Raw genomic sequence first — 24,532 nt, 5'->3', positions numbered from 1 at the left:
TTACTCCGCCGGGCGTCTCGGTTCGGTCTCGTTGAACTCAGAAGTCCGAAACGAGTTCACGACGTGACTGTTCTCCGTGGCCGCGGACTCCTCGGCGAACGCGGTACCCCGAACCCGGGATAACCGACGAGTGCGGCCGGCAGTTCCCCGCCGGGTCTCACAGCTGTCAGTTACGTTCCGTTTCGGACGGGTCGGTACGGAGGCCCGCGGTAAGTTTCCTGAAAGTACCACGATGGAGTCGATTGAGCGGCGTCCTTCGAGTGGGCTATCACTCCCGTCCGAGTATCAGCCCTCGTTTCTCCGATTCGGCCGCCTACGTTCCGGATTACCGACGCGGGTATCAGTTTATAACAAAGTGGAATGCCGGATAATCGGCGTCCGGCGACGGGCGATTTCCACCGTCGCCGAAGGAGGAACCTATGTCAGAGGACACGAACACGTCACGTCGGTCGATTCTGCGAGCGGCTGGCGGCGCTATCGTCGCGGGTAGCAGTGCAGCCGGAACGGCCGCTGCAGGTGGTAAAGGTGGGAAAGGCAGGAAGAAGAAGAAAATCTGCCACTGCCCGCCGGGTCGAGAGGGAAGCAACTGTAAGACGCTCTACCTGCCGAAGAAGGCCGCGAAGAAACACGTCGAGAAACACCCCTACGACCACTGGGGCGCGTGCACAGAACACGAGAAGAAAAAGAAGAAGCGGAGGAAGGGCAAGAAGAAGCGAAAGAAGGGCAAGAAGAAGGAAAAGAAAGACGACCGGTGAGCGACTCCTCGGGAGTCACTATTTGTCGGTTCCACGGACGGACCGCCGACGGAGTCGAGCGGTGCGGAGAACTGCCTGCATCGACCGCTCCGAGGGCGTCCGTCTACCGAACCACGGTCACCGGCATCGTCGCGCGTCGGACCACCGTCTCGGCGACGCTCCCGAGCAGGATGCGCGAGACGCCCGAGCGCCCGTGGCTCCCCATCACTATCTGGTCGAAGCCCTCGTCGTCCGCGTACTCCACGATGGTCCGGGCGGGGCGTCCGGGTTCGGTGGCGGTGTCGAGGGTGACGCCGTACTCGTCGGCGACCGCTTGGGCGTCCTCGAACAGTTCCTCGCTCTCCTTCTTGGCGTTCTCGTACCACTCCTCGGACCCGCCGGGGATGCCGACCGGGCCGCTGTACCCCGTATCGACGGGGTCGATGACGTGGAGGACCGTGAGGTCGTGGTCGCCGAACTCCGCCAGTGCGTGTTCGAGGGCGTCGTCGGACTGGGTCGAACCGTCGATGGGAACGAGAATGCGCTTGGCCATACCGGATATTCGACCGGCGTCGCGTTAAACTTTCAGGACGCCGACGGTGTCGGACGCGTGACCACGCCCGGTAGCCTGACGGAAACGGTGGTGCCGCCGTCGCGCTCGAACGACACGTCGCCGCCGAGCGCGCTCGCGCTCCACTCGACCACCCAGAGACCGAGACCGCTGCCGTGTTCGAGGTCGTTCTCGCCGCCCTCGGTCAGGACCGCCACCTCGTGGTCGGGGATGCCCGGTCCGTCGTCGCGGACTTCGAGTACCGCCGAGCGCGGGGTCGCCTCGGCGTCGGCGAGAGCGATTTCGACGCGAGGGTCGTCCCCGCCGTGTTCGAGCGCGTTCTCCACGAGGTTCGAGAGCAGGAGTCGGACGATCGCGGGGTCGGTCTCCAGTTCGAGTCCCTCGGGAACGTCGGTCTCGATTCTGCCGTCGGGGTACTCCGTCCGAAAGTCGTTGGCCACCTCCGCGACGAGCGCGTGCAGTTCGACGCGCTTGCGGTGGCGCTCGCCCTCCATCGCTCGCTCGAACTCCCGGGCCTTGTCGCCGAGTTCGGCCAGTCCGCGGCCGTTCCTCAGCACCGTCTCGGCGTGGCCTTCGATGGCGGGGTCGTCGGTCCCGTCCCGAATCAACTCGGCGTAGCCGTTTATCTTCGAGAGGTCGTTGCGGAGGTTGTGTCGCAGGACGCGGTTGAGGACTTCGAGGCGCTGTTTGCGCCGCCTGTCCGCGGTCACGTCCTGAAAGACGAGCGTGTAGCCGACGCGAGTCCCCGTCGAGTCCGCCACCGGCGAACTGGTGACGCTGTACTCGCGACGCTCGCCGTCGGTGCGGACGGTCGCGGACTGCTCGTGCGCCGACAGGTCGAGTTGCGCGCCCACGAGGCTGTCGAGCGTGTCGCCGACCCCGGCAGTCGCGTCGGGGTCGAACACGCGCTCGGCCTCCTCGTTGACGTCGATGACCCGGCCCTCGCTGTCCGCGATGACGACCGGCGTGCCGAGGTCGTGGATGGCCGCGCGCTCGCCGATGCGTCTGGCCGCGGGCGTCTGCTCGAACATGTTCCGGCGGAAGAACGCGTAGAAGTCGAACCCGAGGTGAACGGCCAGCGCGGAGGTAGTCAGGTCCAAGGCCGGAACGGGACCTATCTCGAACAGCCACGCCAGATTCGCCGCGAACGGCGCGATGAGCGAGAGCGCCACCGCGATGGTCTGGCCGCGGTAGAGTTCGCCGTAACTGACGAACGCGTCCACGAGGACGACCATCGCGCCACCGCCGAGGAAGTAGAACGTGAGCATGGTCACGAACAGCCACGGTTGGTGGGTGTAGGCGACCGTGGCCGCACCGAACACCGGTTCGACGTGGTAGTTGCTCCACGCGAGGTGGTGGAGCGGATTGGTCGCGACTAGCAGGACCGACGTGGTCTGCATCGCGGCGACGAGACCCATCCACTTCGAGCGCACGAGTTCGCCCCGCCCGGTGTATTCGAGGACGAACGCGAGGAAGAACACCGTGATGAAACTCTTGCCGAACCAGATGGGAATCTCGAACACCCACCGGAGCGTCGGGTCGTGAACCGTGAGCGCGACGCCGTACGCGCCGGTCCAGATGGCCTCGCAGACTATGGTGGCGATGAACAGCCACCCGCCGGGTTCCGCGCGGTAGGGCCAGAGGTGTCGCAGGAAGTACAGCGACATGGCGAACGCCGCGAGGGGGCCGAGCGCCAGCCACGTCGGTGACAGGTCCATCTCGGTTGCTACGAGAGACCCGACCGACAAAAAGGTAGGCCGGAGGCGTCGGGCGGGCGGAGTGCGACAGAGACAACCCGAGAGGTACGAGACCGGACGTGGGGGTCAGTCCCGCCCGTGCTTCGTCACGCACTTCGAGAGACCGATTATCTCGACGGGTTCGGAGTTGTCGGGCGAGTAGACGACCATCTGGCCCTTCTCCATGTAGGGGACCTTCCCTTCGAGTTCGGCGGGGATGTTGACGCTCTTGATGGCGTCCTCGTCGCCCAGATTCAGGACGACGGTGGTGTTTATCTGCTTGAAGACGGCGTCGTCGATGTCCTGTGGGTCCTGCGTGATGAGGAACAGGCCGAGGCGCTCCTTGCGGCCCTGCTTTGCGGCCTCCGTGAACTTCGTGATGACCTTCCGGGACTGCACGCTGTCGGCGTCGGTCAGGAAGTTGTGGGCCTCGTCCATCCCGACCACGAGCGGCGTCTCCTTGATGCGGGTGTAGGTCGGGTCGTTCGAGAGTTTCTCGTCCACGAGCAGGCTGGCGAGCGCCAGCACGACCACCTCGGTCGCCCGCGAGTCGTTGAGGTGGTAGGTCGGCACGACGCTCAACTGACCGGGTTTGACGAACTGCTGTATCTGGTCGGTGATGGGCCGGGCATCTTGGTCGAACACGCTGTAGAACGCCGAGCTGATGGCCCGGCGCTTCACCGCGTCGTAGGTCGCCTCGTGGACCCGACCGCTCTCGTCGAGTTCCTCGCGGAGCGCGGGGTCGTCGATGTAGTCCACGAAGTCCTCGTAGGTGCCAGCCTCGCCGTACTGGTCGAAGAACCGGTCGAGCAACAGTCGCAGGGCGTTGTACTGGTTGTCGTTGAGGCTCGCGCCCGCGACCAGCCACGGGCGGCGCGCGACCATCGAGAACGGAATCGTGAACGCGACCTGCTCGGCCCGGTGGTGGTCGGCGGCGTAGGACCCGCCCCCGACCTTCGGGACGAACGCCTTCGTCTCGTCGTGGCCGCCGTGAGCGACGTTCTCGGACTCCCACCGGCGCTCGTCCTCGGCGGTCACGTCCGGGTTGTCGTCGTGCATCTGGGCGTACTCGTCCTGCGGGTCGAACTGGACGACTGCGGCCCGGCGGTCCGCGCCGTCCTCCATCTCGTAGCGGCGCTCGTCGGCGAGGAACTGCCGGAGGACGTTCTTCGCGCCGTGGGTCTTCCCGGACCCGGTGCCTCCGGCGACGAGGGTGTGCCGGAAGACGAGGGGGTCGCCGTCCTCGTAGTCGTCCTTCAGGCGGTAGTCGATGGTCGGCGGTTCGGCCGCGGTCCGGACCTTCTCGCCGCCGACCGAGAGGTGGCCGAGGAAGACGCCGTCGCCCGGCATCTTGAGACCGGTCTTGATTTCGGCCTTGTCGCTGGCCTCCCGGACGACAGATTTGGGCTTGGGCACCCGGTCGGTCATCCGGCGCTTGAGGTCGGCGTCCGGTCCCTCGCCGTCTCGCGGCCCGTCGCCGCTCGATTGTTCCGAGGCGCTCTGCGCCTCGCCGTCCTCGTAGAGAATCGCGACGGGTTCGAGGTCCGCCATCAGTTTGTAGTCGGTCTCCTCGATGTCCTCGCGGCGCATCGCGCGCTTGGAGTGGATTTCGGTCGCGTCGTCCACCCGGTACTCCTGTCGGTACTCCAGCGCGCAGATGCGACAGAACAGTTTCTCGCCGTCGGGGTAGCCCACGAGCAGGTACTTGCCGACCCGCACGTCCTCGCGGTTGTCGGCGGTCACGTACGCCTGCAGGTGGGTCTCGTCCTCCTCCTCGCCGATTCGCAGGCCCTCGGCCGCCGAGAGGGTGCCGATGCCGCGGTCGGTTCCCACGGGGTCGGTGGCCATCGAGTCGAAGCGGTCGTCGCTCCGCGTCGCGGCGCTCGACGTGCCGGTGTCGAAGTCGCCCACGCCGTCGAGGTCGGTCTCGGGACCGTCCGAGTCCGGGTCGTCGGACTCGAAGTCCGAGAACCCGGCGTTCGCGTCGTCGGAGGGGTCCGTCTCGAAGTCGTCGGTCTCGGGGGTGTCGGACTCGGAGGCGTCCGAGTCGTCCCTACTGAAGTCGCCGAGGTCGGTCATCGTTCCCCGGCAATGGGCGCATGGGACAAACAGGTTTCCCTCCGGCGCGGGCCGCCGGTCGTCGCGGCGTCCGACTACAGTCGGGGTAACACGCACCACAGGGCATACTTCGCGGAGGCGGACCGCTTTTATCTGCCCGCGCCCTACGTCCGGTCATGCTACTCATCCGTGGCGACGCCGGGGGCACGACGCTGACTGGCACGCTGTACGAGCGAGGCGAGCGAGCGCCGCGGTTCAAGGGTGCGCCCGACGAGGACGCCCCCTACGTCTGGGTCTGCGACGAGTTCTATCAGGTCGAGAGCGGCGGGACGGTCCAGCAAGTGGACGGCGAGGACGTCAACGTGGCCTTCGAGTCGCCGATGCCCCGCGGGTTCGACACGCGCGAGCAGGCGACCGATGCCGCCCGCGAACACGTCAAGACCCAGTTCGCCCGCATCGGGATCGACCCCGAGGACGTCGAGGTGACCGTCGAGAAGCAGGAAATCGAGACGGCCGAACCGCAGTAACTCTCTCTTCGGTTTCAGTAACCGCGTCCCCACCGGACCGCGTTGTAGTTCTCGTCGAGTTCGGTGTCGAGCGAGCGCTCGAACGACGTGACCAGCGAATCGACGCTCCCGCGGTCGATGGCCGCGAGGTCGTCGGCCTTCGAGATGGCACGGGGCGGTCCGCGATGGACCGCGATTTCCCCGAGAATCTGGCGCTCGATGGCCTCGCGGAGTTCGGGGTCGTCGGTGAACACTCTCGGGGCTTCGACCTTGAACACGAGGTCCCTGCGGGGGTCGTACACCACGCAGAACGTGACCTGATACTGCTCGGGGTCGAGACGCCGGTCGATATCGTGGCCGCCTTCCGCCGCGAAGAACTCGTCCATGCCGCCCGTCGAGACGAACCAGTTGGTCAGCGTCAGGTCGTCGGTCAGGCGCTCGAACTCGCCGTCCACGAGTTCGCGGCGTTCGAGAATCTGGGCGAACAGACCGGCGTCGTGCGCCCACGGCACTGGCCCGAAGTCGGTCTCGCGCTTGAGCGTGCGGACCACCGACTTCGACGAGACGTTCTTGACGAACCCGGCCAGCGGGACGCCCCGGTCGGCGAACGTCTCGACCAGTTCGACGTAGTTGTCCAGAATCTGCCGGACGAGCGGCGACTCCTCGAACAGGTCGGTCAGGACCGAACTCCGGTACTTCCACCGGAGGACGCCCTTCGGGTAGATTGGACCGTCGAGCAGGAGAAACTCCGAGACGCGCTCGGCGTGTTCGAGGGCGTGACTGCTCTCGGCGAGGTAGAGCGCGAGGGCGTGAACCACGTCCTCCTCGTACTGGTTCTGGGGCAGGTGCGTGTGGACGATTCGGCGCTGACTCCCGTCGTCGTACTCCTCCCACTCGGTGCCGAAGTTCTTCGAGGTGTCGTTCGAGTGGAGCGCCTTCACCACGGTCCGGGAGTCGTGGAGGTCGAGGTCCGACGGCGTCGCGCTCATCGCGGCGTGGGCCACGTCGAGGACCAGTCCGTTCTTGAACGGCTTGGGGTTGAGCGTCCCGGCGTCGAGACCGTGGGTCGTCTCGAACGGAGCGTCTTCGAGGGCTATCTCCTCGGTATCCACCTGTCGGCGGGCCAGTTCGTCGACGGGTTCGAGAATCGCTCCGTCGTCGCCGACCAGCGGGTCGAGGAAGTTCTCCCAGACCGTCTCGGCGGCGTCCCGGTGGTCCTGGTCCTCGGCGTCGTAGTCGATGCGGTCGGCCAACCCCGCGATGCCGTCGAAGTGCACCGGGTCGAGCGTCATACCATCCGCATGCGATTGCAGCGGCAAAAACCCCCGCCGTTCGGGTGGCCTTTTTCAGGGCCGACCGCGTACCAGGGGGCATGACCAGATTCGACGCCGCGACGCCGGAGGAGCGACAGCGACTGTTCGCGGAGGCCATCACCGCCCACCGCGAGCGCGGGAGCGCCTTCGCCACCTTCGAGGCCGACGCGGACGCGTCCGCGCTCGACGCCGACGCGGGCGAAACCGGGGACGCGGACGCCGACGAACCGGCGGACGCCGACGACCCCGAGCGAGCGCCGCCGTGGGTTCAGTTCGGCGACGGGACGCTCAACCTCGACTGCACCGACGCGGAGTTGGACGCCCTCAAGTCCGTCCTCGGGGAGTTCCCGGCCTTCAAAATCGACGACCTCGTCCGGCCCGAGGAGACCGAAGGCGTCAACGTCCGGGTGTCGGCGCTCGCCGACCCGAACCGAGTCGCCCAGTGCGTCGAACGCATCTTCCGCGAGGTGTACGACCAACCCGAGTCGTTCCGGGCGTGGGTCGGCGCGGTCTGACTCGCTTCACGGGATTTATCTCCGCCGCGTCACACGGAAATCAGTATGACTGTCTGCGAGGACATGTGTTCGATTACGCTCGACCACGCGGGCGACAAACTCCGCTACTTCGTCCGCACAGACCCCGAGGCGGGCGAGACCGACGACGTCGAACTCCTCCACCTCCGGGACGACCTCGACTGGACCGACCGCCGCCAGCGCGAGGTCGAGTCCGAACTCCTCGAACTCGTCGCCAGCGAGAGCTACGAGGAACTGATGAACGCCGACAACGTGAACCAGATAATCAAGGTCGCCGACACCAAGATACTGTTCACGGGATTCGTGGACGACGAGGTAGTGATAGCGAGTTTCGAGCGCGGGATTCTCCCGGTTCTGCCCGACGTGGTGGCCGATTTCCGGGAGTACATGCTGCGGCGCGACGTGTCGTTCATCTCGCTCGACGGGTAGTCTCAGTCCAGTTGGACGTACGTCCGGGTGGTCCCGACGCCCTCCACCTCGTGAATCCCGCCGGTGACGATTCGCTGGAGGTCTCGCACCGTCTCGCCCTCGATTTCGGCCACGATATCGAAGTCGCCCGAGACGACGTGGGCCAACGTAACTCCCGAGAGGTCGCGGACGGCGGCCGCGGCGTCCTCCGACGCTCCCGTTCCGGTGATTATCGCTACGTAGGCGCGAACCATGCCACCGATACGGCGAGTGCGACCAAAGTACTGTTGCCGGTTCGCACGGGCCAGCGCGGCGGTCGGAACTGAACCAGTCGCGGTCGGCATCGTCGCGGGAGTCCGGGTAATCGAGGTGCCATCGCGCCCACCGCGCGAGGGTCGCCGACCTGCCACACGAGGTTTCCGTCCGCGGGTCCAATTCTGATAACATGAGTTTCATCGCGGAGTTCTCGATTCCGGCCGACGACTTCGCGCTCCGGACGGCCCTCGACGCCGCTCCGGATATGCGGGTCGAGGTGGAGCGTCTCGCCACCCACAGCAGGGAGTGGGTGATGCCGTTCCTCTGGGCGTCGGGCGGCGACCTCGATAGGTTCGAGGCGGCGATGGCGGACGACGAGACCGTCTCGGAGGTGGCGACGCTCGACCGACTCGACGGGACGGCCCTCTACATGATAGAGTGGAGCGAACCCGTCGAGCGACAGGTGGACGCGATGATAGACGAACACGCCATCGTGCAGGAGGCGGTCGCTGACGACGAGTGGTTCCTCAAACTCCGGTTCGCCGACGAGGACAGACTCTCGGGGTTCTACGACGAACTGGAGTCGGACTTCGAACTCCACCGGAAGTACCGGACGACCGGACCCAAGGAGGGCGAGTTCGGCCTGACGCCCGAGCAGCGCGAGACGCTAGTGCTGGCGTCGGAGTTGGGCTACTTCTCGGTGCCGCGCGAGGCCACGGTCGAGGACATCGCCGACCGCCTCGGTATCTCGACGAACTCGGTGTCCCAGCGCCTCCGACGGGGTCACGACGCGCTGGTCCGCAACACCCTACTCGTCAACGGGTAGCGACGCGCCGACCGATCGGGGCATTAATATCGAGTCCGAGTTCTTTTACTAGCGTTCTGTCAACCGTTGGGACGATGAGAGTGATGCCATCAGTCGAGTCGCGAGCGTCGAGTCGTCGTTCGAGGGGTGACGGGGGTTCCGGAGACACATGGGCGTAGCGACCGCGTTCGAGATAACCGTTCCCGCATCGACGCTCGCGCTGGCGGAGACGTTCGAGCGCGCTCCCGACGCGGCGTTGCGGATGGAGCGAACCGTCGGCGAGGCGGGCGACCGAACCGCGTCGTTCGCGTGGGTCTCGGGCGTCGAGTCCGACCGCCTCCCCGACCTGTTCGCGACCGACTCGTCGGTCGCCGACGCGCGGCGACTCGGCGAGGACGGCGACGCCGACCTGTTCGAGATTCGGTTCGACGCGGCCATCTGCCGGTTCGCCGAGCGCATCTTCGACCGCGACGGCGTGATACTCCGCGCGACCGCCACCGACGGCGTCTGGCGGTTCCAACTCAGGTTCGCCGACCACGGCGACGTGGGCGAGGTGTTCGACGACGAGTTCCGCCGGGAGTACGAGGCGACCGTCACTCGACTCTACGGGTCGGGCGAGGCGCCGACCGCCGGACACGGCCTGACGGACAAACAGCGACGGGCGCTCTCGACCGCCTTCGAGATGGGCTACTACAGCGTGCCGCGGAGCGTGGACCTCGAAGCGGTCGGCGAGCGACTCGACATCTCGCGGCAGGCGGTCTCGGAGCGACTCCGCCGCGGTCACGAGCAACTGGTCGCGGACTTCCTCGGAAAAGGTCGGGAGTAGGACGGAGCCTTCAGGACTGCCAGTACGCCGGGGTCAGCAGGACCAGCACCGGCAGGATTTCGAGCCGTCCGATCCACATCAGAAACACCATGAACAGCTTCGAGGTCCGCGGGAACCGGAGGTAGCTCTCCATCGGCCCGACGATGCCGAACCCCGGACCCACGTTGCCGAGCGTCGCCGCGACCGCACTCATCGCGTCGAGCGCGACGAGGTCCAGTCCCGTGCGCGCGGCGTCGAAGTAGACGAGCATCGCCGCGACGAAGAAGATGACGAGATACAGCAGCGTGAACGCGTAGATGCCCCGGACCGCGCGTTCGTCCAGCGCCCGGTCGCCGAGTCGGACCGGCCGGACCGCCTCGGGGTGGACCGTGGTGAACAGTTCGCGCTTGAGCGACTTGAGGACGACCAGCCAGCGCACGATTTTGACGGCGCCGCCGGTCGAACCCGCCGACCCGCCGACGAACAGCATGACGAACAGCACGTACTGGGCCGGAGTCCCCCACTGGGCGAAGTCCATGCTGGCGTACCCCGTGGTCGTCACGAGCGAGACGACCTGAAAGACGGCGTGACGGAGCGCCTTCTCGGCGTTTCCGGAGAGCGGTCCGACGGCGGTGAGTTCGGGCGTGCCGCCGGTGAACAGGAGAATCGCCACGAGTCCGGAGAAGACCGCCAACACGCTGGCGTAGAACCGGAACTCGGTGTCCTCGCGGAACGTGTCGAAGTCGCCGTTGAGCAGGTGCCAGAACAGCGCGAAGTTGGTCCCCGCGGCCACCATGAACGGGATGATGAGCCACTGGACCGCGGCCGAGAACGCCTCGATGCTCCGGGCCGCGGGAGAGAACCCGCCGGTCGGCATCGTCGTCAGCGCGTGGGCGACCGCGTTGTACAGGGTCATGTTCGGCGCGAGGTCCGCGAGGTGGAGCGAGTACAGCAGGACCATCTCCAGCACGGTGATGGCGAAGTAGATGCCCCAGAGTGCGCGGGCGGTCTCGGCGATGCGTGGCGTGAGCTTCTGGATTCCCGGGCCGGGCGCTTCCGCGTCCATCAGTTGCGCGCCCCCGACCGAGAGTTCGGGCAGGATGGCGACCGCCAGCACCACGATGCCCATCCCGCCGAGCCACTGGGTCTGCTGTCGCCACATCATCAGCGCCCGCGAGTGCCTCTCGAAGCCGATGGACCCCATCACGGTCGCTCCGGTGGTGGTGAACCCGCTCATCGACTCGAAGAGCGCGTTGACCGGTTGGCCGACGGTCCCCTGCCCGGCAATGACGTACGGCGACGCGCCGACGAACGACACTACGAGCCACGTCAGCGCGACCATCAGGAACCCCTCGCGCGCTCCGAGGTCGGGGTCGTCGTCCAAGCGTTCGAGGCTCCAGCCGATACCGACCGCCAGCGCCATCGACGCGAGGAACGTCACCACCCCCTCGCCGTAGAACACTGCGAGCGCGAGCGGGAACACCATCGCCACCGCCAACCACTTGACGACGGTGCCGACCAGACTGCAACTCGCCCGCCAGTCCACGCGTACGTTCATCGGCGACTCACCCGTAGCGTAGACGCAGGCCCGCGAGTCCCCGTCGTTCCCCGCGTCATAGCTGTTCGGTCACGGCTTCCAGCGCGTCTCGCTCCACGAAGACGACCACGTGGTCGCCCGACTCGACGACGGTGTCGCCCCGCGGAACGACGAACTGGTCGTCGCGGGTGATGGCACCGACGACGAACCCCTCCGGGAGGTCGGCGACCGATTCGCGTATCGGTCTGCCCACGAGAATCGAGTCGTCGTCCACCTCGATTTCGATGACCTCTGCCCTGTCGTCCTCGATGAGCGAGACGTTCTCGGTGTGGAGTTCGCGGGTGAACCGGGTTATCTCCTCGGCGGTGACCTCGCGGGGGTTGACGCCCACGTCCACGCCCACCGTCTCGAAGAGACTGACGTACTCGGTGGTCTCGACCACCGCGACGGTCCGGCGCGCACCGAGTTGCTTGGCCAGCACCGAGACCAGCAGGTTCTTCTCGTCGCTCTCGAGGGCCGCGACCACGGCGTCGGCCTCGTCCACGTGTTCGCGCGCGAGGAACTCGGCGTCGGTCGCGTCGCTCTCCATGACGACCGTGTTGGGCAACTTTTCGGCGAGTTCGCGGGCGCGGTCGGCGTCCCGCTCGATGAGTCGCGGGCTGAGACCGCGCTCCTCCAGCAGCCGGGCGACGTGGTAGCCGATGTCGCTCCCGCCGATGATGACGAGGTCCTCGTTGCTGGAGGGCGTCTCGCGCGGCGCGATTTCGCGGGCGAACTCCTGCACGCTCTCGGGGTTCCCGATGACGACCACCTTGTCGTCGGCCCGGATGCGGGTTCCCCCGCGCGGTATCTCCACGTCGCCGTTTCGGAGGATGGCGGCGAACGTCAGCGAGTCGAACCGGTCGGCCTCGCTGACGGTCTGGTCGGCCAGCGGACTGTCGGCGCTGACCCCGAACTCGGCCATCTGGACGGTCCCCCCGGCGAACGGGTCCACGTCGCGCGCGGCGGGCAGGCCGATGACGCGGACGATGTCCTGCGCCGTGAGCAGGTTCGTACACACCATGAAGTCCACGCCGAACGCGGTCCGGTCGGCCGCGTGCTGCCACGTTTCGAGGTAATCGACGTTCTTGACCCGCGCGATGGTGAACGGGTCGTCCACCGTCTTCGCGGTGCCGCAGGCGACCAGATTCGTCTCGTCGTCGTCGGTGCTGGCTATCATCATGTCGGCCTCCTCGATGCCCGCCTCTCGGAGCGTCGAAATCGACGTGCCGTCGCCCTGAATGGCGAGGACGTCCTCCGAGTAGGTCAGCGCGTCCACTCGCTCGCCGTCCACGTCCACGACCACGACCTCGTGGGTGCCCGCGAGACTCGACGCGATGGAAGACCCGACCTCGCCCGCTCCGACGATGATAACACGCATCAGTAGCTAACTCCAGTTGTTGAAATCCTTTACAAGCCCCACCGTATGATTATTTCCTTTCTCGAACGGGGCCGAGAACCGACGGGTCGGCGTAGAACCGCGATCGCCCCGAAACGTCCGCGGCGCGTCTCCCCTCAGAAGGGCGGCGGGTGCGCCGTCCGTTTCGTCACCGAGACCGGGAACCGCTTGGTCGTCCCGTCCACCACGAGGTTGTCGTAGTAGAGGTCGAGGGTGGCGGGATTGACCGCGTTCCCGTGGCCGACCCCGACCCGGACGAGTCTGGCGTCCTCGCCGAACCGCGCGACGACGTCGTCGAAGGTCCGGCCGTCGTAGCCCGACTCGACAGCGGTGTACTCGAACCAGCGACTCGTCCCGCCGGTGTCGCCCCGCATCCGGGCCAGCACGTCGAACGTCGCCCACTCCTCGGCGGGGTCGCCGCCCGCGTCGTAGGTGAGGTACATCCCGTGTCGCCCGTCGCCGTTCTCGACCACCAGAAACGTCTCGTCGGGCGCGAGTCCGCCGGAGTCGTCCGGGTTGACGTTGTTCGGCCCCTCGTAGTAGTCGTAGCTGAGACTGCCGAGACCCCCGAGCGTCGTCTCGGCGCTCGGTGCGGCTATCGACGCCGCGTAATCGACGGTGGAGTTGCCGTCCGAGGTGACGTGTATCGGGCGGGGGTGGGCGTCGTCGCGCATCGACTCGGCCGCCGCCTCCACCGTCGCGGTGTACGCGCCGTCGCCGTTCAGGTCGAACAGCGTGACACCCGGCGAGAGCGACGTGTCCACCTCTTGGCGGGCCGTCCGGTCGTTCGGACCGCTATCGCCGGTCGTCGCCGCGTCGGCCGTCGAGTCGCTCCCGACCGCGGTTTCACTCCCGACCGCCGCTCCGCTCCCGACTGCCCCACCGCTTCCGACCGCTGCTCCCGTCAGGGCGGCCACCCCTCGCAGGACCGCCCGTCGCTCCCGATTCATGGTGTCTGGCACGACGTGCGTCGGTTTATGCTTTCGTCCTGAGTCGTCGCGCGTCCCCGTTTCGACGCGACCCCCCACGCTCTCTCAGTCCGGGTTCACGTCCAGCGTCACGGTCACCGGGCCGTCGGCCTCGTCGAACGCGATGGCGCCCGAGTAGCGGAACACGTCGGACCCGGAGTTGACCGCGCCCCTGACGGCGCTATCGGACACCTCGTCGCTCGACTCGATGCTGTCGTCCGGTTCGACGCGGCCGCTCACTCTGAACTTGTACTCCGCTCTCGTATCCTCCCCTTGGATGGTTATCTTGTTCGGGAGTGTCTCCTCGTCGTCGGTCGTGTCCTCCAAGAGGTCGCCGTCCACGAACACCTTCCCCGGCCCGTTGAGCTTCACGTTCCCGACGTCCCCGGTGAACGCGAAGCTGTCGCACCGCTCGGCGCTGACCGCGCCCTCTGCGAAGTCATCGCCCACCGCGTCGTACTCGTCGCTCTCGTACGTCCCGCCGCGTTCGAGGCTGCCGGACACGCGCACGAAGTAGCTGAACGTCTCCTCTCCGGCCGCACAGAACGTTATCTCGCGCTGGTCGTCGTCGCTCGCGCTCGCGGTTCCGGCCAGTCCGGTCCCCGCGACTCCGGCGGCCGCAGTTCCTTTCAGGACGGTTCGTCGGTCGATTCTCGCGTCGGTCGATTCGTCGTCTCTCTCCGCGTCGGTCATTGGTTCCACACCCCATCTGGACGTGGGGTCGCCATCGGTTTCAAGCCGGACGCTCCTCAACCCAGATTTCGCCGCCTTGAGACCGACTTTACCGGAATTCAATCGAGAAACGTCCTGTTTCCGAACGCAACGCGCGATGGAACCGCCGTCACGGCGGATTTCCGGGCGCAACAGGTCGAAGACTCCGCTGACCGAAGGGAACTCCGTAACCGAAGGAGACTTCACCAACCGAATTTCGGTCGGTGGCTATGCGGAGGTCGAGTGGCTACGGGAGTTCGCTAACGGCGACAGTTGCGGACTCGAACCGCAGGTCGCGCGACCGACGATGGAACCGAATCGGGCCATCACATTAGTGAGCACACGTCGAGTACAGTCTTCGAGGGTACGGGATGGCGGAACACACTCGGACACTCGGATTCAGGGTCGCGTTCGCGCTGGGACTGGGGACGATGATAGCGGCGGGTATCTTCTCGCTGTCGGGGACCGCGGTGGCGGTCGTGGGGAGCAGCGCGGTCATCTCGTTCGTCCTCGCGGCGGTCATCGCGGGCATCACCGCCGCGTCGTACTCCGAGTTCGCGTCAATCTACAGCGAGAACGGCGGCGGCTACCTCTTCTCGTCGCGCACCTTCGAGGACGACAGACTCCTGTTCGCGGTCGGCGCGTCGCTGTTCATGGGCTACTGCGCGACCACGGCGTTCTACCTCGCCACGATGGGCGAGTGGTTCCACCAGTTCATCATCCCGCACGGGATTCCGATTCCGCACGGGGCGGTCGCAATCACGACCGCGGTCCTGCTCGGCTACCTCAACGCGCAGGGGACCGAGGAGAGCGGGACGTTTCAGGTCATCGTGACCGCCGCGAAGGTGGCGGTCCTGCTGGTGTTCATCGGCGGCGCGTTCGCGTTTCAGGGGCCGACCGAGGCGGTCGGCACCTTCGCCGGGGAGTTCAAGACGAACGCGGGCGGCATTGTCTCCATCGCTGCGGTCGCGTTCATCACCTTCTTCGGGTTCTCGGCCATCGCGGCCAGCGCGGGCGAGATAATCGACCCGCGCAGGGTCGTCCCGAAAGCCATCGGCGCGAGCATCCTGACGGTGACGATACTCTACATCTTCGTCATCGTGGCGATGGTCAACTCGCCGATTCCCGCGGAGGTCGTCGCCCGGCAGGGCGAGACCGCGATGGGGAAGGTCGCCGCGGCGTTCCTCGGGAGTTTCGGCAAGTGGCTCATCGTCGCCGGGGCCGTCTTCAGTATGGTGTCGGCGTCGAACGCCTCGATTCTGGCGGCGTCCGGCATCGGGTCGCTGATGGGCCGACAGGGCCAAGCGCCTCGCCGATTCAACCGCATCCACCCCGAGTACGGGACGCCGTTCTGGAGCGTCGTCACGGTGACGGGCACGATTTCGGTCCTCATCCTCGTGTTCATGTCGCTGTTCCCGGCGGAGGGCGGACTCGGCCTGCTCCACCTCGGTCTCGACGCGCTGACGGGGTTCGCCAACCTCAACCTGCTCGCTCCGCTCGCCGTCGTCAACGTCGCGCTCATCGTCTCTCGGCGTCGGTTCCCCGACATGGACCGACCGCTGGAGGTGCCGCTGACGCCGTGGGTCCCGATTGTCGGTATCCTCGCTAACCTCGCGCTCATCACGAACCTCCCGCCGAGGGGCATCGTCATCGGTCTCGGCGTCGAACTCGCGCTCGTCGGCGGGTACCTCGCGTGGGGTGGCGCGCCCGACGTGGAGGAACTCACCAAGGAGGCCGTGGGGAGACATCAACCCGTCCGGACCAGCGGCGGCGAGTCGGTCAACCGGGGCGGCGGGTCGGTGGCCCAAGGCAGCGAACCCGAGGAGACCGACCCCACCGAATCTGGGGAGACCGAAGCCGTCGAGTCCGAAGGAGTCTCCGATACCGAGGACCGCTACCGAGTTCTCGTTCCGGTGGCCCGCATCGAGCGCGCGCCGGTCCACGTCGCACTGGCCGCGGCGCTGGCGAACGCGCGTGCCGAGAATCCGATACTACAGGTCGTCAACGTCACCCACATCCCCGAGCAGACGCCCTACGAGATGGTCCAAGAGGACGCCGAGAAGCGCGCCGACAGACTCGTCGAACGCCTCGAATCCGCGGACGTGGACGCCGAGTACACGGTCGAGGGGCACATCTCGCGCGACATCGGTTTCGACATCAACAAGACCGCCCGCGAGGACGACGCGGAACTCATCCTGATGGGCTATCCCGAGGAACACTACGAGGTCACCGAGACCGTGGAGTACGACGCTCCCTGCGACGTGGTGTTCGTCCAAGGCTTCGAGGTCGAGGACCTCGACGACATGGAGACCGTCACAATCGGCGCGGGCGGCGGTCCGCACCACGACTCGATGGTCGCGCTGGTGAGCGCGCTCGGCGAACGAGGCGCGAACGTCCACGTCGCCACGGTCACTCCCCGCGGCGGCGGCGGGACCGCCGAGGACGTCCAGCGGACCCTCGACGCGTTTCCGGCGGACCTTCCGGTCGAAGTCCACGAGGTCGAGGCCGACACCGTGGCCGAGGGACTGGTCACGACGGCCGCCGAGAACGGCGGACCGCTGTTCATCGGGGCGTCCCGTACCCGACTCCTCAGACGGTGGGTCCTCGGTTCGACGCCCGACCGGGTCATCGACCGGGCCGACGACCTCGGGGTCCCGGTGGTCGTCTACGCCAAGCCGACCGGTCTCAGAGACCGGGTCAGCGAGACGCTGTTCCCGGTGAGTCGGTACGTGCGGAAGGTCTTCGGATAGGACTTCGTCGGTTGTCAGGGCCGACGGCCGACCGGTCTCGGGGCCGAGATACCGTAAGACCGAGTCGCTCAGCGACTGTCGAACGAGAGGGGTTCGGCCGACTCCCACCGGGGCGCGAACTTCTCGCGGACGCCCGCCGCGAACTCGGGGTCCTTCATGTCTATCATGGCGAACGCCTCGCCCGGATTCAGGGGGTTGGCCACCTCGATGCACACTTCCACGTCGTCGATGAAGTTGAACGTCCCCTGCAGGCCCTCGGCGGTTCGGACCGCGAACTTCGGATGGTCCGAGAGGGTCTCGGTGTAACGCTTGCCCACGCTCGGCGGGAGCGTCTCCACGAGTTCGGGCGACATGAGCAGCGACACCTCCACGCCCCGGTCGAGCGCCGCTTCGAGGTGCTGGGAGACGAGTTCGCCCACGTCGCCGAGGTCGAACTGGGCCGAGGAGGTCCCGGCGACCATCGCGATACGGTCGTCGGCCGCGTCGAGGCGTTCGACCAGCAGGTCCACCGACTCCTCGGCACCGACCGCGGCGGTCCAGAACCCCTCCTCGACGTGTTCGGTCGCGTCGAGTTCGTCGGTGAGGTCGTCCACGATGTCCTCGTACTGCTGGGCCTGCTCTTCGAGTTCGGCGAGTTTGTCCTCCAGCAGGCGGTTCAGCGCGGTGTCGGGTTCGACCGCGACGTACTTCTTGGGCCGACTCGCGTTCTGAGAGCGCGCGAGATTGTGGGTCTCCAGACTGCTCAGCACGTCGTAGATGCGACCCATCGGCACGTCGCTCGCGCGAGACAACTCTTTGGCCGTGGTCGGCCCCGCGTCCAACAGCGCCCGATACGCCCGCGCCTCGTACTCCGAGAGACCGAGGTCTCGTAGGCTTGCCATGTGAGTGGCCAGACGCTCTGCCCCTATAAACTCTCGTGTCGTTTTCAGTTTAAACGTACTCACACGTTCCACGCCGCGGACTCGTTCGGCGACGGCGAGACGCGAACGCAGGACTACCCTTCGGCCGTACCGTTGCCGTCGAGTTCGGGGTCGAACAGGTCCTCGATTCGGCAGTCGAAGTGGCGGGCCAGTTTGAACGCGAGTTCGATGGAGGGGTCGTAGCGCTCGCGCTCGATGGCGTTTATCGTCTGGCGGGTGACCCCGACGGCCTCGGCGAGGTCGGCCTGACTGATGCCTTCGGCGTCCCGCCGGTCTCGAATCTCGTTCTTCATGAGCGAGAGCGAAGGACGCCGTAGATGACCGCGAACAGGACGTAGACGCCGATGAAGCCGTAGAGAGCGGGCCAGACCGCGTCCGGGAGGGCGTAGTCGCTGACCCGCGGGAGGAGTCGGCCCACCGACGCGGTAATCGCTAATACGGGTGCGAGTATCGTGAGCGTCCACCTGCTCGCCCGCTCTTCGAGTGCCCTGTCGCGCTCGTCGAACAGCGTCATCGAGGAACCGAACAGGACGGCGAAGAACCCGAGGACGGCGACCCAGTAGACGACTTCGCTGACTAGCGGGTAGCCCAGTACCTCCCTCAGCAGGAGCGCGACGGCGACGCCGCCGAACAAGACGCCGAACATCAGGCGACGGTACTTGCGTTGCTTCGCGAGCGGACTTCCTCGAGACGTCGTAGTTCGTGTCATGGCTGGTGCAGTGTAAAGCGGGCCTGTCGTAAAGCGTGCTTTACAGTAAAGGATGCTTTACACTCATACTTAGTTCTAGGGGTGACACGTCGCTCGCCGGAAGACGCTCCGGAGAAGGGCCGAACCGAGAGACTTCGCACTAACGGGCCGCGGCGGACGCCCTACTCGGTCAGTTCGGCGACCGTCTCGCTCAGTTCCTCGGGCGTGGTCACGGGGTCCGAGCGCTCGCCATCGACGACCACGTAGGCGCTACCGCGCTCGTACTCCTCGCCCTCGACGCCCGGAATCACGACCTTCTCGTGGTCGGCGACGCGCATCGCGGCGCGGTGGAGGTCCGACCCGGCGTCGTCGGTGACTTCCACGACGAGGGGGTCCCGGCAGAGGCGGGCCGCGGCGGTGGCGTAGGCAGCGACCTGCACGCCGAAGCGGTCGGCCGCGTCGGCGAACGCCGCGACGGCACCCTCGGCGGCCTCCCGGTAGCGGTCCTCGCCGGTCAGGATTGCGAGGTCCACGAGCGCGTCGGCGATTTCGGCGTTGTGGTCGAGCGGTCGCAGCGGCCGGTCGAGCAGGCCCGGTCCCTCGCGGGGACCGTCCACGAACGCGCCCGACTCGCCGTCTTCGCGGAGTTCGTCGAGCGCGTAGTCGGCCACGTCGCGCGCCGCGTCGAGGTACGTCTCGTCGCCGGTGACCTGCCGGGCGGTCGTGAGCGCCGAGAGGAGGTGGGCGTGGTCGGCGAGGAGGCCCGACTCGCTCCGCTCGCTCGAATCGCTCCCGGTGGCGTCGAAGTGGGTCACCTCGCCGTCATCGACCAGTTCGGACGTGAGGTAGTCGAGCGCGCGTTCGGCGTACGTGCGTGCGCGTTCGTCGTCCGTGTAGGCGTGGTAGGTCAGCAGGGCGTCGGCGGCCATCGCGTTCGAGTCCGCGAAGGCGGTCGGGTCTACCGCGGGCGCGTCGGCCGCCTCGCGGTCGCTCGGTTCGAGTGCGTAGTAGTCGGGGCCGTCGGACTCGGAGTCGGCGGCGTGCGCCTCCTCCGCGCTAGTTTCGTCGGTACCGTCCCCGTCTTCGCCGATACCGCCGTCGCCCCCGCTATCGGGGACGTCCGGCGAGTCGCCCGGCGCTTGGCTTCCTGCGAAGGCACCCCCGTCCGCGGAACTCCGTTCCGCGCTATTCCACAGGGTCGTCGTCAGGTACTCGACGGTCCGCTCGGCCGGGTCGCGGTAGTCGTCGTCGCCCGTGTAGAGGTAGGCGTTGGCGAACGCCCGGACCAGCGCGGCGTTGGTCGAGAGCAGTTTCTCGTGGTGAACGTCGGTCCAGTCGCGGCCCTCGGCGAACCGGAAGAACCCGCCGTCGTAGTCGTCGTAGAGGTACTGGGTGACGGCCTGAAGCGTTGCGAGGGCCTGTTCGCGCTCGCGCTTGAGCGCGAACTCCACGGTCCGAGGCAGGGGGAACTTCTCGCTGTCGCCCCACCCGCCGAACTGGTCGTCGAACTTGTCGCCCAACTGCCCGGCGATGAGGCGCTCGATTTCGGGCGAGAGTTCCCCGGCGGGCGGGTCCTCGCGGAGGCTCCGCGGGATGCGGGCGGCGTCCTCGCCCTTGTGGGTCCAGAGGTCCCGGACGCGCTGGACGACCTGCCGCGTGGCGTCAACGTCGAGGTACGTCGCGCCGGTGAGCAGGTCGCCGTCGGGCGTGGTGAACACCGTCGAGGGGAACCCGCCCATGTTGTACCGCTCCCGGACGCGGGGTTGTCGGTCGATGTCCACCCGGACCGGGACGAACGAGTCGTTGACGTTCGCGGCGACCATGGGGTTGCTGTACGCCTCGCGGTCCATCTCGTGGCACCACGAACACCACGTCGCCGACAGCGAGAGCAGGACGGGTCGGTCGGTCTCGCGGGCCTCCTCGAAGGCCGCCTCGCCCCACTCGCGCCACTCGACTTTGGTCTCCTCGGCGCTTTCGTTCATGATGGATGGAGGTTGGGAACGGGCCGGGATGGGTCTTGCTATGTCGGCGAGAACGCGAGGAGGCGACGAGACGCGCGGAGTCGCTGCTACGGCCTCGCGGTCCTCGGAGTTACGAAAGGGCAAAAGAGCAGAAGGACCGTGGAGACGCGGCCAGCGCGGACGCGCCGGAACGGTCGCCGAAGTCCTCCCGCGAACGCAACAGCAGGGTGCCCTCCGCCGGACGGCATCATCGGGCCGACCCCGCGGTCCGTGAAGTCGCGACCGTCGGGCGGTACGCCGCCAGACACGTGCACGACTAACACCGCCCGCAGAAGCTCAGACGGATGTTCCGTCTTCCCGTACTTAAAGGTGCTGTCGTGGCCGGGACGCGACGGTCGGTCGTTCGACCCCCGTACGCCTCCCGTTCGAGACGTGAGTTCCGACACGGACGCTCGCCCTAGCGGGACGCTTACAATCCCGTACCACGAAGGACGACTCGTGCAGCAAGACCGGCTCCTGTTCGGACTGGCGGCGGTCCTCGCGGGCATCGCCACGCTCGAATTCGTGCTGGCGTTCGTCTACACCCCCGCGCTGTTCGCCATCGCCGTCCCGTTCGCGGTGGCCGCCTACCTCGTGTGGTACCACGCCAGCGGTCGGCTACGCGAACAGGTCGTGAGCGGCCGGGCCAGAGAGTACCGCCGGGCCGAGTCCGAGACCGGCGGGTTCGGTGCGGGACCCCGCGACTCGTTCTCCGGCCGTCGAGGCGGGTTCGACGACGGCCGCGGCGGGTTCGGGGCGCGAGGGTCCCGCGAGCGGCGGCGCGCTCGTGGCGCGCGAGGCGCTCGCGGCCAACGGGCGGGCGGCGCGCGCACGGTCGGCGACACCGGACCGAGCGCGGCCGAGGCCTATCGCGTCCTCGGACTCGACGCCGACGCCGACAGCGAGGAGGTCCGTCGGGCCTACCGCGAGAAGGTCAAGGCGGTCCATCCCGACCGCGAGTCCGGCGACGAGGAGGAGTTCAAGCGCGTCAAGGAGGCCTACGAGGTGCTGGACGCCCGGAGCTGACCCGAGGTCGGTCCGAGCGAAGGGCGTCGAGCAGGGAGCGGTCCGACCGACGAGGAGGCGGATTCACGTCGTGACTGGCGCGGACGCTGTCCCCGACTCTCACCAATCGGATTTATTACGGATGGGTCATAACACCTCGCTAACTTTCACCCCGCCATGTCAGCGAGACCCCCGAAGTACCGTCCCGTCGCCGTCGTGACGCTCCTGCTCGCGGCGGCAGTCGCCCCGTCGCTCGGCGCGGGTTCGGCCGCGGCGACCGCCGAGAGCAGTGCCTCGTTCGAGAAGACCGTCGTCTACGAACAGCGCGGCGACGTGGCGAACATCACCATCGAAACGTCACAGTCGGCGACGGTGAATCTGGGGTCGGCCGAGGACAGTTTCTGGATGCAGTTACGGGTGGGGAAGGGGACGACCAGACTTCGACTCAACACCTACAAAGCCGGTGAGTCCACGAAGTACCCCCTCTCGGAGATGGTGTGGGCGGCCAAAGGTTCGATTCAGAGTCGTGTACTGCGGACCGCCCCGATAGACGCGCCCCTCGACACCGCCGAGTACCAGATGAACGTCACCATACAGGGACAGGAACGGGCGCTCGGCACGTTCGTGGTCGAGGAACGCTCGACGAACGGCGTGACCGCGCGCATCGCACCCCGGCAGGTAAGCATGGCCGAACGGAACTCGAGGGCCGCGCTACAGGAGGTGTCGGTGCCGCCGTGGAACGAGTCGGTCGCGCACGACGACTGGTTGCTCGTGCACGTAGACGCCACCGGCGTCCGCGGTGCGCTGAAGCGACCGCGATTGGACGGTGACGGCGAGGCGGCCCTCAGAGTCGATTTCACCCAGACGAACCCGCCGATGAACGGCGACGGGAACGAGTTCACCGGTGCGTCCGTCGAGCGACTCGTCACCGGCAACGACCACGAGGGGTTCTATCTCGTCGTGGACACCGGAGACGAGGGCATCGAACCCGGTGACAGGTATCGCGTCTCGTTCGTCGTCCCGGCAAAGAGTCCGCTCGCGGAGAAACGCCAGAACGTCTCGACGGAGTTCCGGGTGGCGGAACGGCGGGTGAACGTCGCGCGAAACGGTCCCGGAGAGAAGGTCATCGTGGAGAACGAGACCACTATCACCGGGAAGACGACGCTGACGCCCGGCACGACCATCAACATCTCGGCCCGCGACACGGGCACGGACCCCTTCCTCTACCCCCGGACCGTCACGGTCGGGAAGGACAGGACCTTCCGGACCACGTTCGACTTCTCGGAGTTGGAACCCGGACGGAACTTCGAGATTCGACTCGTCGACCAGAAACGGACCATCCGGGCGATGGTCGCGAAGAAGGAGACGACCACACCGCCACCGACAACGACGACGACAACCACGACGACGGTGACGACGACGGTGACGACGACGCCCACGACTACCACTACCGCAGAGGGTCTCACACAGGCGGCGATGCGCGGTACCGAGCGACCGCTGAGCCAGCAGGCCGAGCGGGAGTCCGCTGACGAGGGCGATAGCGGCGGTCTCGTTCCGGTCCCCGGATTCGGCGCGGCGACGGGCGTCGTCGCGGCGTTGGCGGCCGCCCTGTTGGCGGCCCGGAGGAGCTAGGGCCGATGTTTTTTATACGGGGACTGAGGATATGAACCCGAATACGGTGTCCCCGCGGTGAAATCATGTTGCAGGGATTGGACCAGTCGGAGTTCGGCGAGTTCGTGGCGGCCCTCTGGGAGCGGCAGGGCTGGCAAACACAGGTCAAGCGCGACGACGGACGGGTGTTCGTCGCGGTCCAGCGACCCGCGACCGGCGAGGAGGGCCTGCTGTGGGCCATCCCCGACAGCGAAATCGGCGGCCAACAGGTCCAGCAGTTCGCCTCGCTCTGCCAGCAGTACGAGGTGGACGAGTCGGCTATCGTCACCGCGGGCAGCATCTCCGACCACGCCAGCAAGGTCTCGGAGGGGTCGGGCGTCGAACTGCTCGACGGCGACGGAATCGCACAGATACTCCAGCGCAAGGAGTGGACGGACCTCGCAGAGCAGTACGGCGAGAGCGCCGAGACGACCGACTCGTCCAGCGAGAGCGGGGGCGACGACGACTCGCCGATAGACCGAGTACGGGCGGTCGGGACGCGCGCGTCGTCGTTCGTCTCCGGGGCGCTGGGCGGCGGAATCCCGACGAAACCCGTACTCGCCGTCGTGGTCGTCGTCGGCCTGTTGGCCACGGGCGTCCTCTTCGGTCCGTCGCTGCCCTTCCTCGGCGGCGGCGGTGGCGGTCCCGTCTCGGCCGAGTCGGTCGCGCCTGCCAACAGCACGACCACACTCAGCGTCACGTGGAACGCGAAAGTCGTGAACGAAATCGACCCCAACGAGAGCGACGGCAAAGCCTACTACCCGCCGGAGGGCGAGCAGTTCGTCCTCGTGAAGATGAGCATCAACAACACCGGCGAGCAGAAGGTGACGGTGAAACAGTCCGGGTTCAGACTCCGAACCGACGAGCGGACCTACCGCCATCAGCCACTCCACGACCTCGACGGCTTCGTGGACTTCCCCATCTCGCCGGGGAACCGCTACCCCGGATGGACGGTCTTCTCGGTCCCGGAGGGGACGACGGCCACCTTGACCTACGACTACAACGTCACCGACGACCCCGTCACGGTCGAGTTCTCCCGGGATTCGAGCATGCCCATCAACGTGACGCGCCGGTAATCCGCAGAACCGCAGCAGACTCTATTTGCGACCGGTTAACGCGACAATGGGCGGCAAGCTTTTGA

General features: G+C 67.0%; 23 protein-coding genes. 10 read left to right on the top strand and 13 right to left on the bottom strand.

Annotated elements, in window-relative coordinates; genetic code table 11:
- The first annotated feature begins 419 nt into the window (after positions 1-419).
- Positions 420-755, top strand: a complete 336-nt coding sequence (locus NGM06_RS01115) for a hypothetical protein (RefSeq protein WP_254268540.1) — start codon at positions 420-422, stop codon at positions 753-755.
- A gap of 103 nt (positions 756-858) precedes the next feature.
- Here the strand turns inward: NGM06_RS01115 and NGM06_RS01110 are convergent, their stop codons facing one another.
- The 3 genes from NGM06_RS01110 to NGM06_RS01100 form a co-directional block, all read right to left on the bottom strand.
- Positions 859-1,287, bottom strand: a complete 429-nt coding sequence (locus NGM06_RS01110) for a universal stress protein (RefSeq protein ID WP_254268539.1) — start codon at positions 1,285-1,287, stop codon at positions 859-861.
- A 32-nt stretch (positions 1,288-1,319) separates the two neighbouring features.
- Entirely contained in the window at positions 1,320-3,023 is a 1,704-nt protein-coding gene (locus tag NGM06_RS01105) for a sensor histidine kinase (RefSeq protein WP_254268538.1), read from the bottom strand.
- 105 nt (positions 3,024-3,128) lie between these two features.
- Positions 3,129-5,120 carry an ATP-binding protein gene (locus tag NGM06_RS01100; protein ID WP_254268537.1) on the bottom strand — a complete coding sequence of 664 codons (1,992 nt, stop codon included), beginning with the start codon at positions 5,118-5,120 and terminating at the stop codon, positions 3,129-3,131.
- 155 nt (positions 5,121-5,275) lie between these two features.
- On the opposite strand from NGM06_RS01100, the gene NGM06_RS01095 reads away from it, so the two are divergent.
- On the top strand, positions 5,276-5,626 hold the full coding sequence (locus tag NGM06_RS01095; RefSeq protein WP_254268536.1) for a DUF7113 family protein: 351 nt from the start codon (positions 5,276-5,278) through the stop codon (positions 5,624-5,626).
- 14 nt (positions 5,627-5,640) lie between these two features.
- Here the strand turns inward: NGM06_RS01095 and NGM06_RS01090 are convergent, their stop codons facing one another.
- Complete coding sequence (locus NGM06_RS01090) at positions 5,641-6,897, bottom strand: DNA double-strand break repair nuclease NurA (RefSeq protein WP_254268535.1); 1,257 nt, start codon at positions 6,895-6,897, stop codon at positions 5,641-5,643.
- Between the two features lie 80 nt (positions 6,898-6,977).
- Here NGM06_RS01090 and NGM06_RS01085 point away from each other — a divergent pair, with 80 nt between their 5' ends.
- Entirely contained in the window at positions 6,978-7,433 is a 456-nt protein-coding gene (locus NGM06_RS01085) for a DUF7975 family protein (protein WP_254268534.1), read from the top strand.
- A 45-nt stretch (positions 7,434-7,478) separates the two neighbouring features.
- Positions 7,479-7,880, top strand: a complete 402-nt coding sequence (locus tag NGM06_RS01080) for a hypothetical protein (protein ID WP_254268533.1) — start codon at positions 7,479-7,481, stop codon at positions 7,878-7,880.
- 2 nt (positions 7,881-7,882) lie between these two features.
- Here the strand turns inward: NGM06_RS01080 and NGM06_RS01075 are convergent, their stop codons facing one another.
- Positions 7,883-8,113: an Lrp/AsnC family transcriptional regulator gene (locus NGM06_RS01075; RefSeq protein WP_254268532.1), complete on the bottom strand. Its 231-nt coding sequence runs from the start codon at positions 8,111-8,113 to the stop codon at positions 7,883-7,885.
- A gap of 191 nt (positions 8,114-8,304) precedes the next feature.
- Here NGM06_RS01075 and NGM06_RS01070 point away from each other — a divergent pair, with 191 nt between their 5' ends.
- Both NGM06_RS01070 and NGM06_RS01065 read left to right on the top strand, forming a co-directional pair.
- Positions 8,305-8,940 (top strand): helix-turn-helix domain-containing protein, encoded by a 636-nt coding sequence (locus NGM06_RS01070; RefSeq protein WP_254268531.1) that lies wholly within the window; start codon positions 8,305-8,307, stop codon positions 8,938-8,940.
- 148 nt (positions 8,941-9,088) lie between these two features.
- Positions 9,089-9,745 carry a helix-turn-helix domain-containing protein gene (locus NGM06_RS01065; RefSeq protein ID WP_254268530.1) on the top strand — a complete coding sequence of 219 codons (657 nt, stop codon included), beginning with the start codon at positions 9,089-9,091 and terminating at the stop codon, positions 9,743-9,745.
- A gap of 10 nt (positions 9,746-9,755) precedes the next feature.
- On the opposite strand, the gene NGM06_RS01060 is transcribed toward NGM06_RS01065, so the two are convergent.
- The 4 genes from NGM06_RS01060 to NGM06_RS01045 all read right to left on the bottom strand — a co-directional run bounded on the left by NGM06_RS01060 (position 9,756) and on the right by NGM06_RS01045 (position 14,360).
- The gene (locus tag NGM06_RS01060) at positions 9,756-11,282 is read right to left on the bottom strand and encodes a TrkH family potassium uptake protein (protein ID WP_254268529.1); all 1,527 of its coding nucleotides are present in this window, start codon (positions 11,280-11,282) and stop codon (positions 9,756-9,758) included.
- Between the two features lie 55 nt (positions 11,283-11,337).
- Positions 11,338-12,681, bottom strand: a complete 1,344-nt coding sequence (trkA, locus tag NGM06_RS01055; RefSeq protein WP_254268528.1) for a Trk system potassium transporter TrkA — start codon at positions 12,679-12,681, stop codon at positions 11,338-11,340.
- A 134-nt stretch (positions 12,682-12,815) separates the two neighbouring features.
- A complete protein-coding gene (locus NGM06_RS01050) occupies positions 12,816-13,649 on the bottom strand; it encodes a hypothetical protein (protein ID WP_254268527.1) in 834 nt (277 codons plus the stop codon).
- Positions 13,650-13,733: 84 nt separating this feature from the next.
- Positions 13,734-14,360: a twin-arginine translocation signal domain-containing protein gene (locus tag NGM06_RS01045; protein WP_254268526.1), complete on the bottom strand. Its 627-nt coding sequence runs from the start codon at positions 14,358-14,360 to the stop codon at positions 13,734-13,736.
- Between the two features lie 389 nt (positions 14,361-14,749).
- On the opposite strand from NGM06_RS01045, the gene NGM06_RS01040 reads away from it, so the two are divergent.
- Entirely contained in the window at positions 14,750-17,128 is a 2,379-nt protein-coding gene (locus tag NGM06_RS01040; RefSeq protein WP_254268525.1) for an amino acid permease, read from the top strand.
- Positions 17,129-17,196: 68 nt separating this feature from the next.
- On the opposite strand, the gene NGM06_RS01035 is transcribed toward NGM06_RS01040, so the two are convergent.
- The 4 genes from NGM06_RS01035 to NGM06_RS01020 all read right to left on the bottom strand — a co-directional run bounded on the left by NGM06_RS01035 (position 17,197) and on the right by NGM06_RS01020 (position 20,718).
- Positions 17,197-18,009: a TrmB family transcriptional regulator gene (locus NGM06_RS01035; protein ID WP_254268524.1), complete on the bottom strand. Its 813-nt coding sequence runs from the start codon at positions 18,007-18,009 to the stop codon at positions 17,197-17,199.
- Between the two features lie 113 nt (positions 18,010-18,122).
- Positions 18,123-18,341, bottom strand: coding sequence for a helix-turn-helix transcriptional regulator (locus tag NGM06_RS01030; protein WP_254268523.1), 219 nt, complete (start codon positions 18,339-18,341; stop codon positions 18,123-18,125).
- On the bottom strand, positions 18,338-18,757 hold the full coding sequence (locus NGM06_RS01025) for a DUF2178 domain-containing protein (RefSeq protein ID WP_254268522.1): 420 nt from the start codon (positions 18,755-18,757) through the stop codon (positions 18,338-18,340). The genes NGM06_RS01030 and NGM06_RS01025 overlap by 4 nt, the downstream gene beginning before the upstream one ends.
- Before the next feature lie 161 nt (positions 18,758-18,918).
- Positions 18,919-20,718, bottom strand: coding sequence for a DUF255 domain-containing protein (locus NGM06_RS01020; RefSeq protein WP_254268521.1), 1,800 nt, complete (start codon positions 20,716-20,718; stop codon positions 18,919-18,921).
- 477 nt (positions 20,719-21,195) lie between these two features.
- Here NGM06_RS01020 and NGM06_RS01015 point away from each other — a divergent pair, with 477 nt between their 5' ends.
- From NGM06_RS01015 to NGM06_RS01005, 3 genes are all read left to right on the top strand, one after another.
- Positions 21,196-21,762 carry a J domain-containing protein gene (locus tag NGM06_RS01015; protein WP_254268520.1) on the top strand — a complete coding sequence of 189 codons (567 nt, stop codon included), beginning with the start codon at positions 21,196-21,198 and terminating at the stop codon, positions 21,760-21,762.
- A gap of 156 nt (positions 21,763-21,918) precedes the next feature.
- Entirely contained in the window at positions 21,919-23,373 is a 1,455-nt protein-coding gene (locus tag NGM06_RS01010) for a BGTF surface domain-containing protein (protein ID WP_254268519.1), read from the top strand.
- A 65-nt stretch (positions 23,374-23,438) separates the two neighbouring features.
- A complete protein-coding gene (locus NGM06_RS01005) occupies positions 23,439-24,467 on the top strand; it encodes a DUF4352 domain-containing protein (RefSeq protein WP_254268518.1) in 1,029 nt (342 codons plus the stop codon).
- Positions 24,468-24,532 lie beyond the last annotated feature (65 nt).

This window comes from Halorussus aquaticus (assembly GCF_024218795.1).
Taxonomy (GTDB): Archaea; Halobacteriota; Halobacteria; order Halobacteriales; family Haladaptataceae; genus Halorussus; species Halorussus aquaticus.
Note: the sequence above shows the minus strand (reverse complement) of the source record. Positions and strands in the feature narration are given on the sequence as shown.

What these genes read in the sequence shown, in the direction of transcription:
- NGM06_RS01045 (WP_254268526.1), bottom strand. Translation starts at nt 14,360, where the DNA reads ATGACCGACGCGGAGAGAGACGACGAATCGACCGACGCGAGAATCGAC.
- NGM06_RS01060 (WP_254268529.1), bottom strand. Translation starts at nt 11,282, where the DNA reads ATGAACGTACGCGTGGACTGGCGGGCGAGTTGCAGTCTGGTCGGCACC.
- NGM06_RS01090 (WP_254268535.1), bottom strand. Translation starts at nt 6,897, where the DNA reads ATGACGCTCGACCCGGTGCACTTCGACGGCATCGCGGGGTTGGCCGAC.
- NGM06_RS01040 (WP_254268525.1), top strand. Translation starts at nt 14,750, where the DNA reads ATGGCGGAACACACTCGGACACTCGGATTCAGGGTCGCGTTCGCGCTG.
- NGM06_RS01010 (WP_254268519.1), top strand. Translation starts at nt 21,919, where the DNA reads ATGTCAGCGAGACCCCCGAAGTACCGTCCCGTCGCCGTCGTGACGCTC.
- NGM06_RS01095 (WP_254268536.1), top strand. Translation starts at nt 5,276, where the DNA reads ATGCTACTCATCCGTGGCGACGCCGGGGGCACGACGCTGACTGGCACG.
- NGM06_RS01005 (WP_254268518.1), top strand. Translation starts at nt 23,439, where the DNA reads ATGTTGCAGGGATTGGACCAGTCGGAGTTCGGCGAGTTCGTGGCGGCC.
- NGM06_RS01105 (WP_254268538.1), bottom strand. Translation starts at nt 3,023, where the DNA reads ATGGACCTGTCACCGACGTGGCTGGCGCTCGGCCCCCTCGCGGCGTTC.
- NGM06_RS01020 (WP_254268521.1), bottom strand. Translation starts at nt 20,718, where the DNA reads ATGAACGAAAGCGCCGAGGAGACCAAAGTCGAGTGGCGCGAGTGGGGC.
- NGM06_RS01030 (WP_254268523.1), bottom strand. Translation starts at nt 18,341, where the DNA reads ATGAAGAACGAGATTCGAGACCGGCGGGACGCCGAAGGCATCAGTCAG.
- NGM06_RS01025 (WP_254268522.1), bottom strand. Translation starts at nt 18,757, where the DNA reads ATGACACGAACTACGACGTCTCGAGGAAGTCCGCTCGCGAAGCAACGC.
- NGM06_RS01080 (WP_254268533.1), top strand. Translation starts at nt 7,479, where the DNA reads ATGACTGTCTGCGAGGACATGTGTTCGATTACGCTCGACCACGCGGGC.
- NGM06_RS01070 (WP_254268531.1), top strand. Translation starts at nt 8,305, where the DNA reads ATGAGTTTCATCGCGGAGTTCTCGATTCCGGCCGACGACTTCGCGCTC.
- NGM06_RS01085 (WP_254268534.1), top strand. Translation starts at nt 6,978, where the DNA reads ATGACCAGATTCGACGCCGCGACGCCGGAGGAGCGACAGCGACTGTTC.
- NGM06_RS01115 (WP_254268540.1), top strand. Translation starts at nt 420, where the DNA reads ATGTCAGAGGACACGAACACGTCACGTCGGTCGATTCTGCGAGCGGCT.
- NGM06_RS01050 (WP_254268527.1), bottom strand. Translation starts at nt 13,649, where the DNA reads ATGAATCGGGAGCGACGGGCGGTCCTGCGAGGGGTGGCCGCCCTGACG.
- NGM06_RS01110 (WP_254268539.1), bottom strand. Translation starts at nt 1,287, where the DNA reads ATGGCCAAGCGCATTCTCGTTCCCATCGACGGTTCGACCCAGTCCGAC.
- NGM06_RS01100 (WP_254268537.1), bottom strand. Translation starts at nt 5,120, where the DNA reads ATGACCGACCTCGGCGACTTCAGTAGGGACGACTCGGACGCCTCCGAG.
- NGM06_RS01065 (WP_254268530.1), top strand. Translation starts at nt 9,089, where the DNA reads ATGGGCGTAGCGACCGCGTTCGAGATAACCGTTCCCGCATCGACGCTC.
- NGM06_RS01075 (WP_254268532.1), bottom strand. Translation starts at nt 8,113, where the DNA reads ATGGTTCGCGCCTACGTAGCGATAATCACCGGAACGGGAGCGTCGGAG.
- trkA (WP_254268528.1), bottom strand. Translation starts at nt 12,681, where the DNA reads ATGCGTGTTATCATCGTCGGAGCGGGCGAGGTCGGGTCTTCCATCGCG.
- NGM06_RS01035 (WP_254268524.1), bottom strand. Translation starts at nt 18,009, where the DNA reads ATGGCAAGCCTACGAGACCTCGGTCTCTCGGAGTACGAGGCGCGGGCG.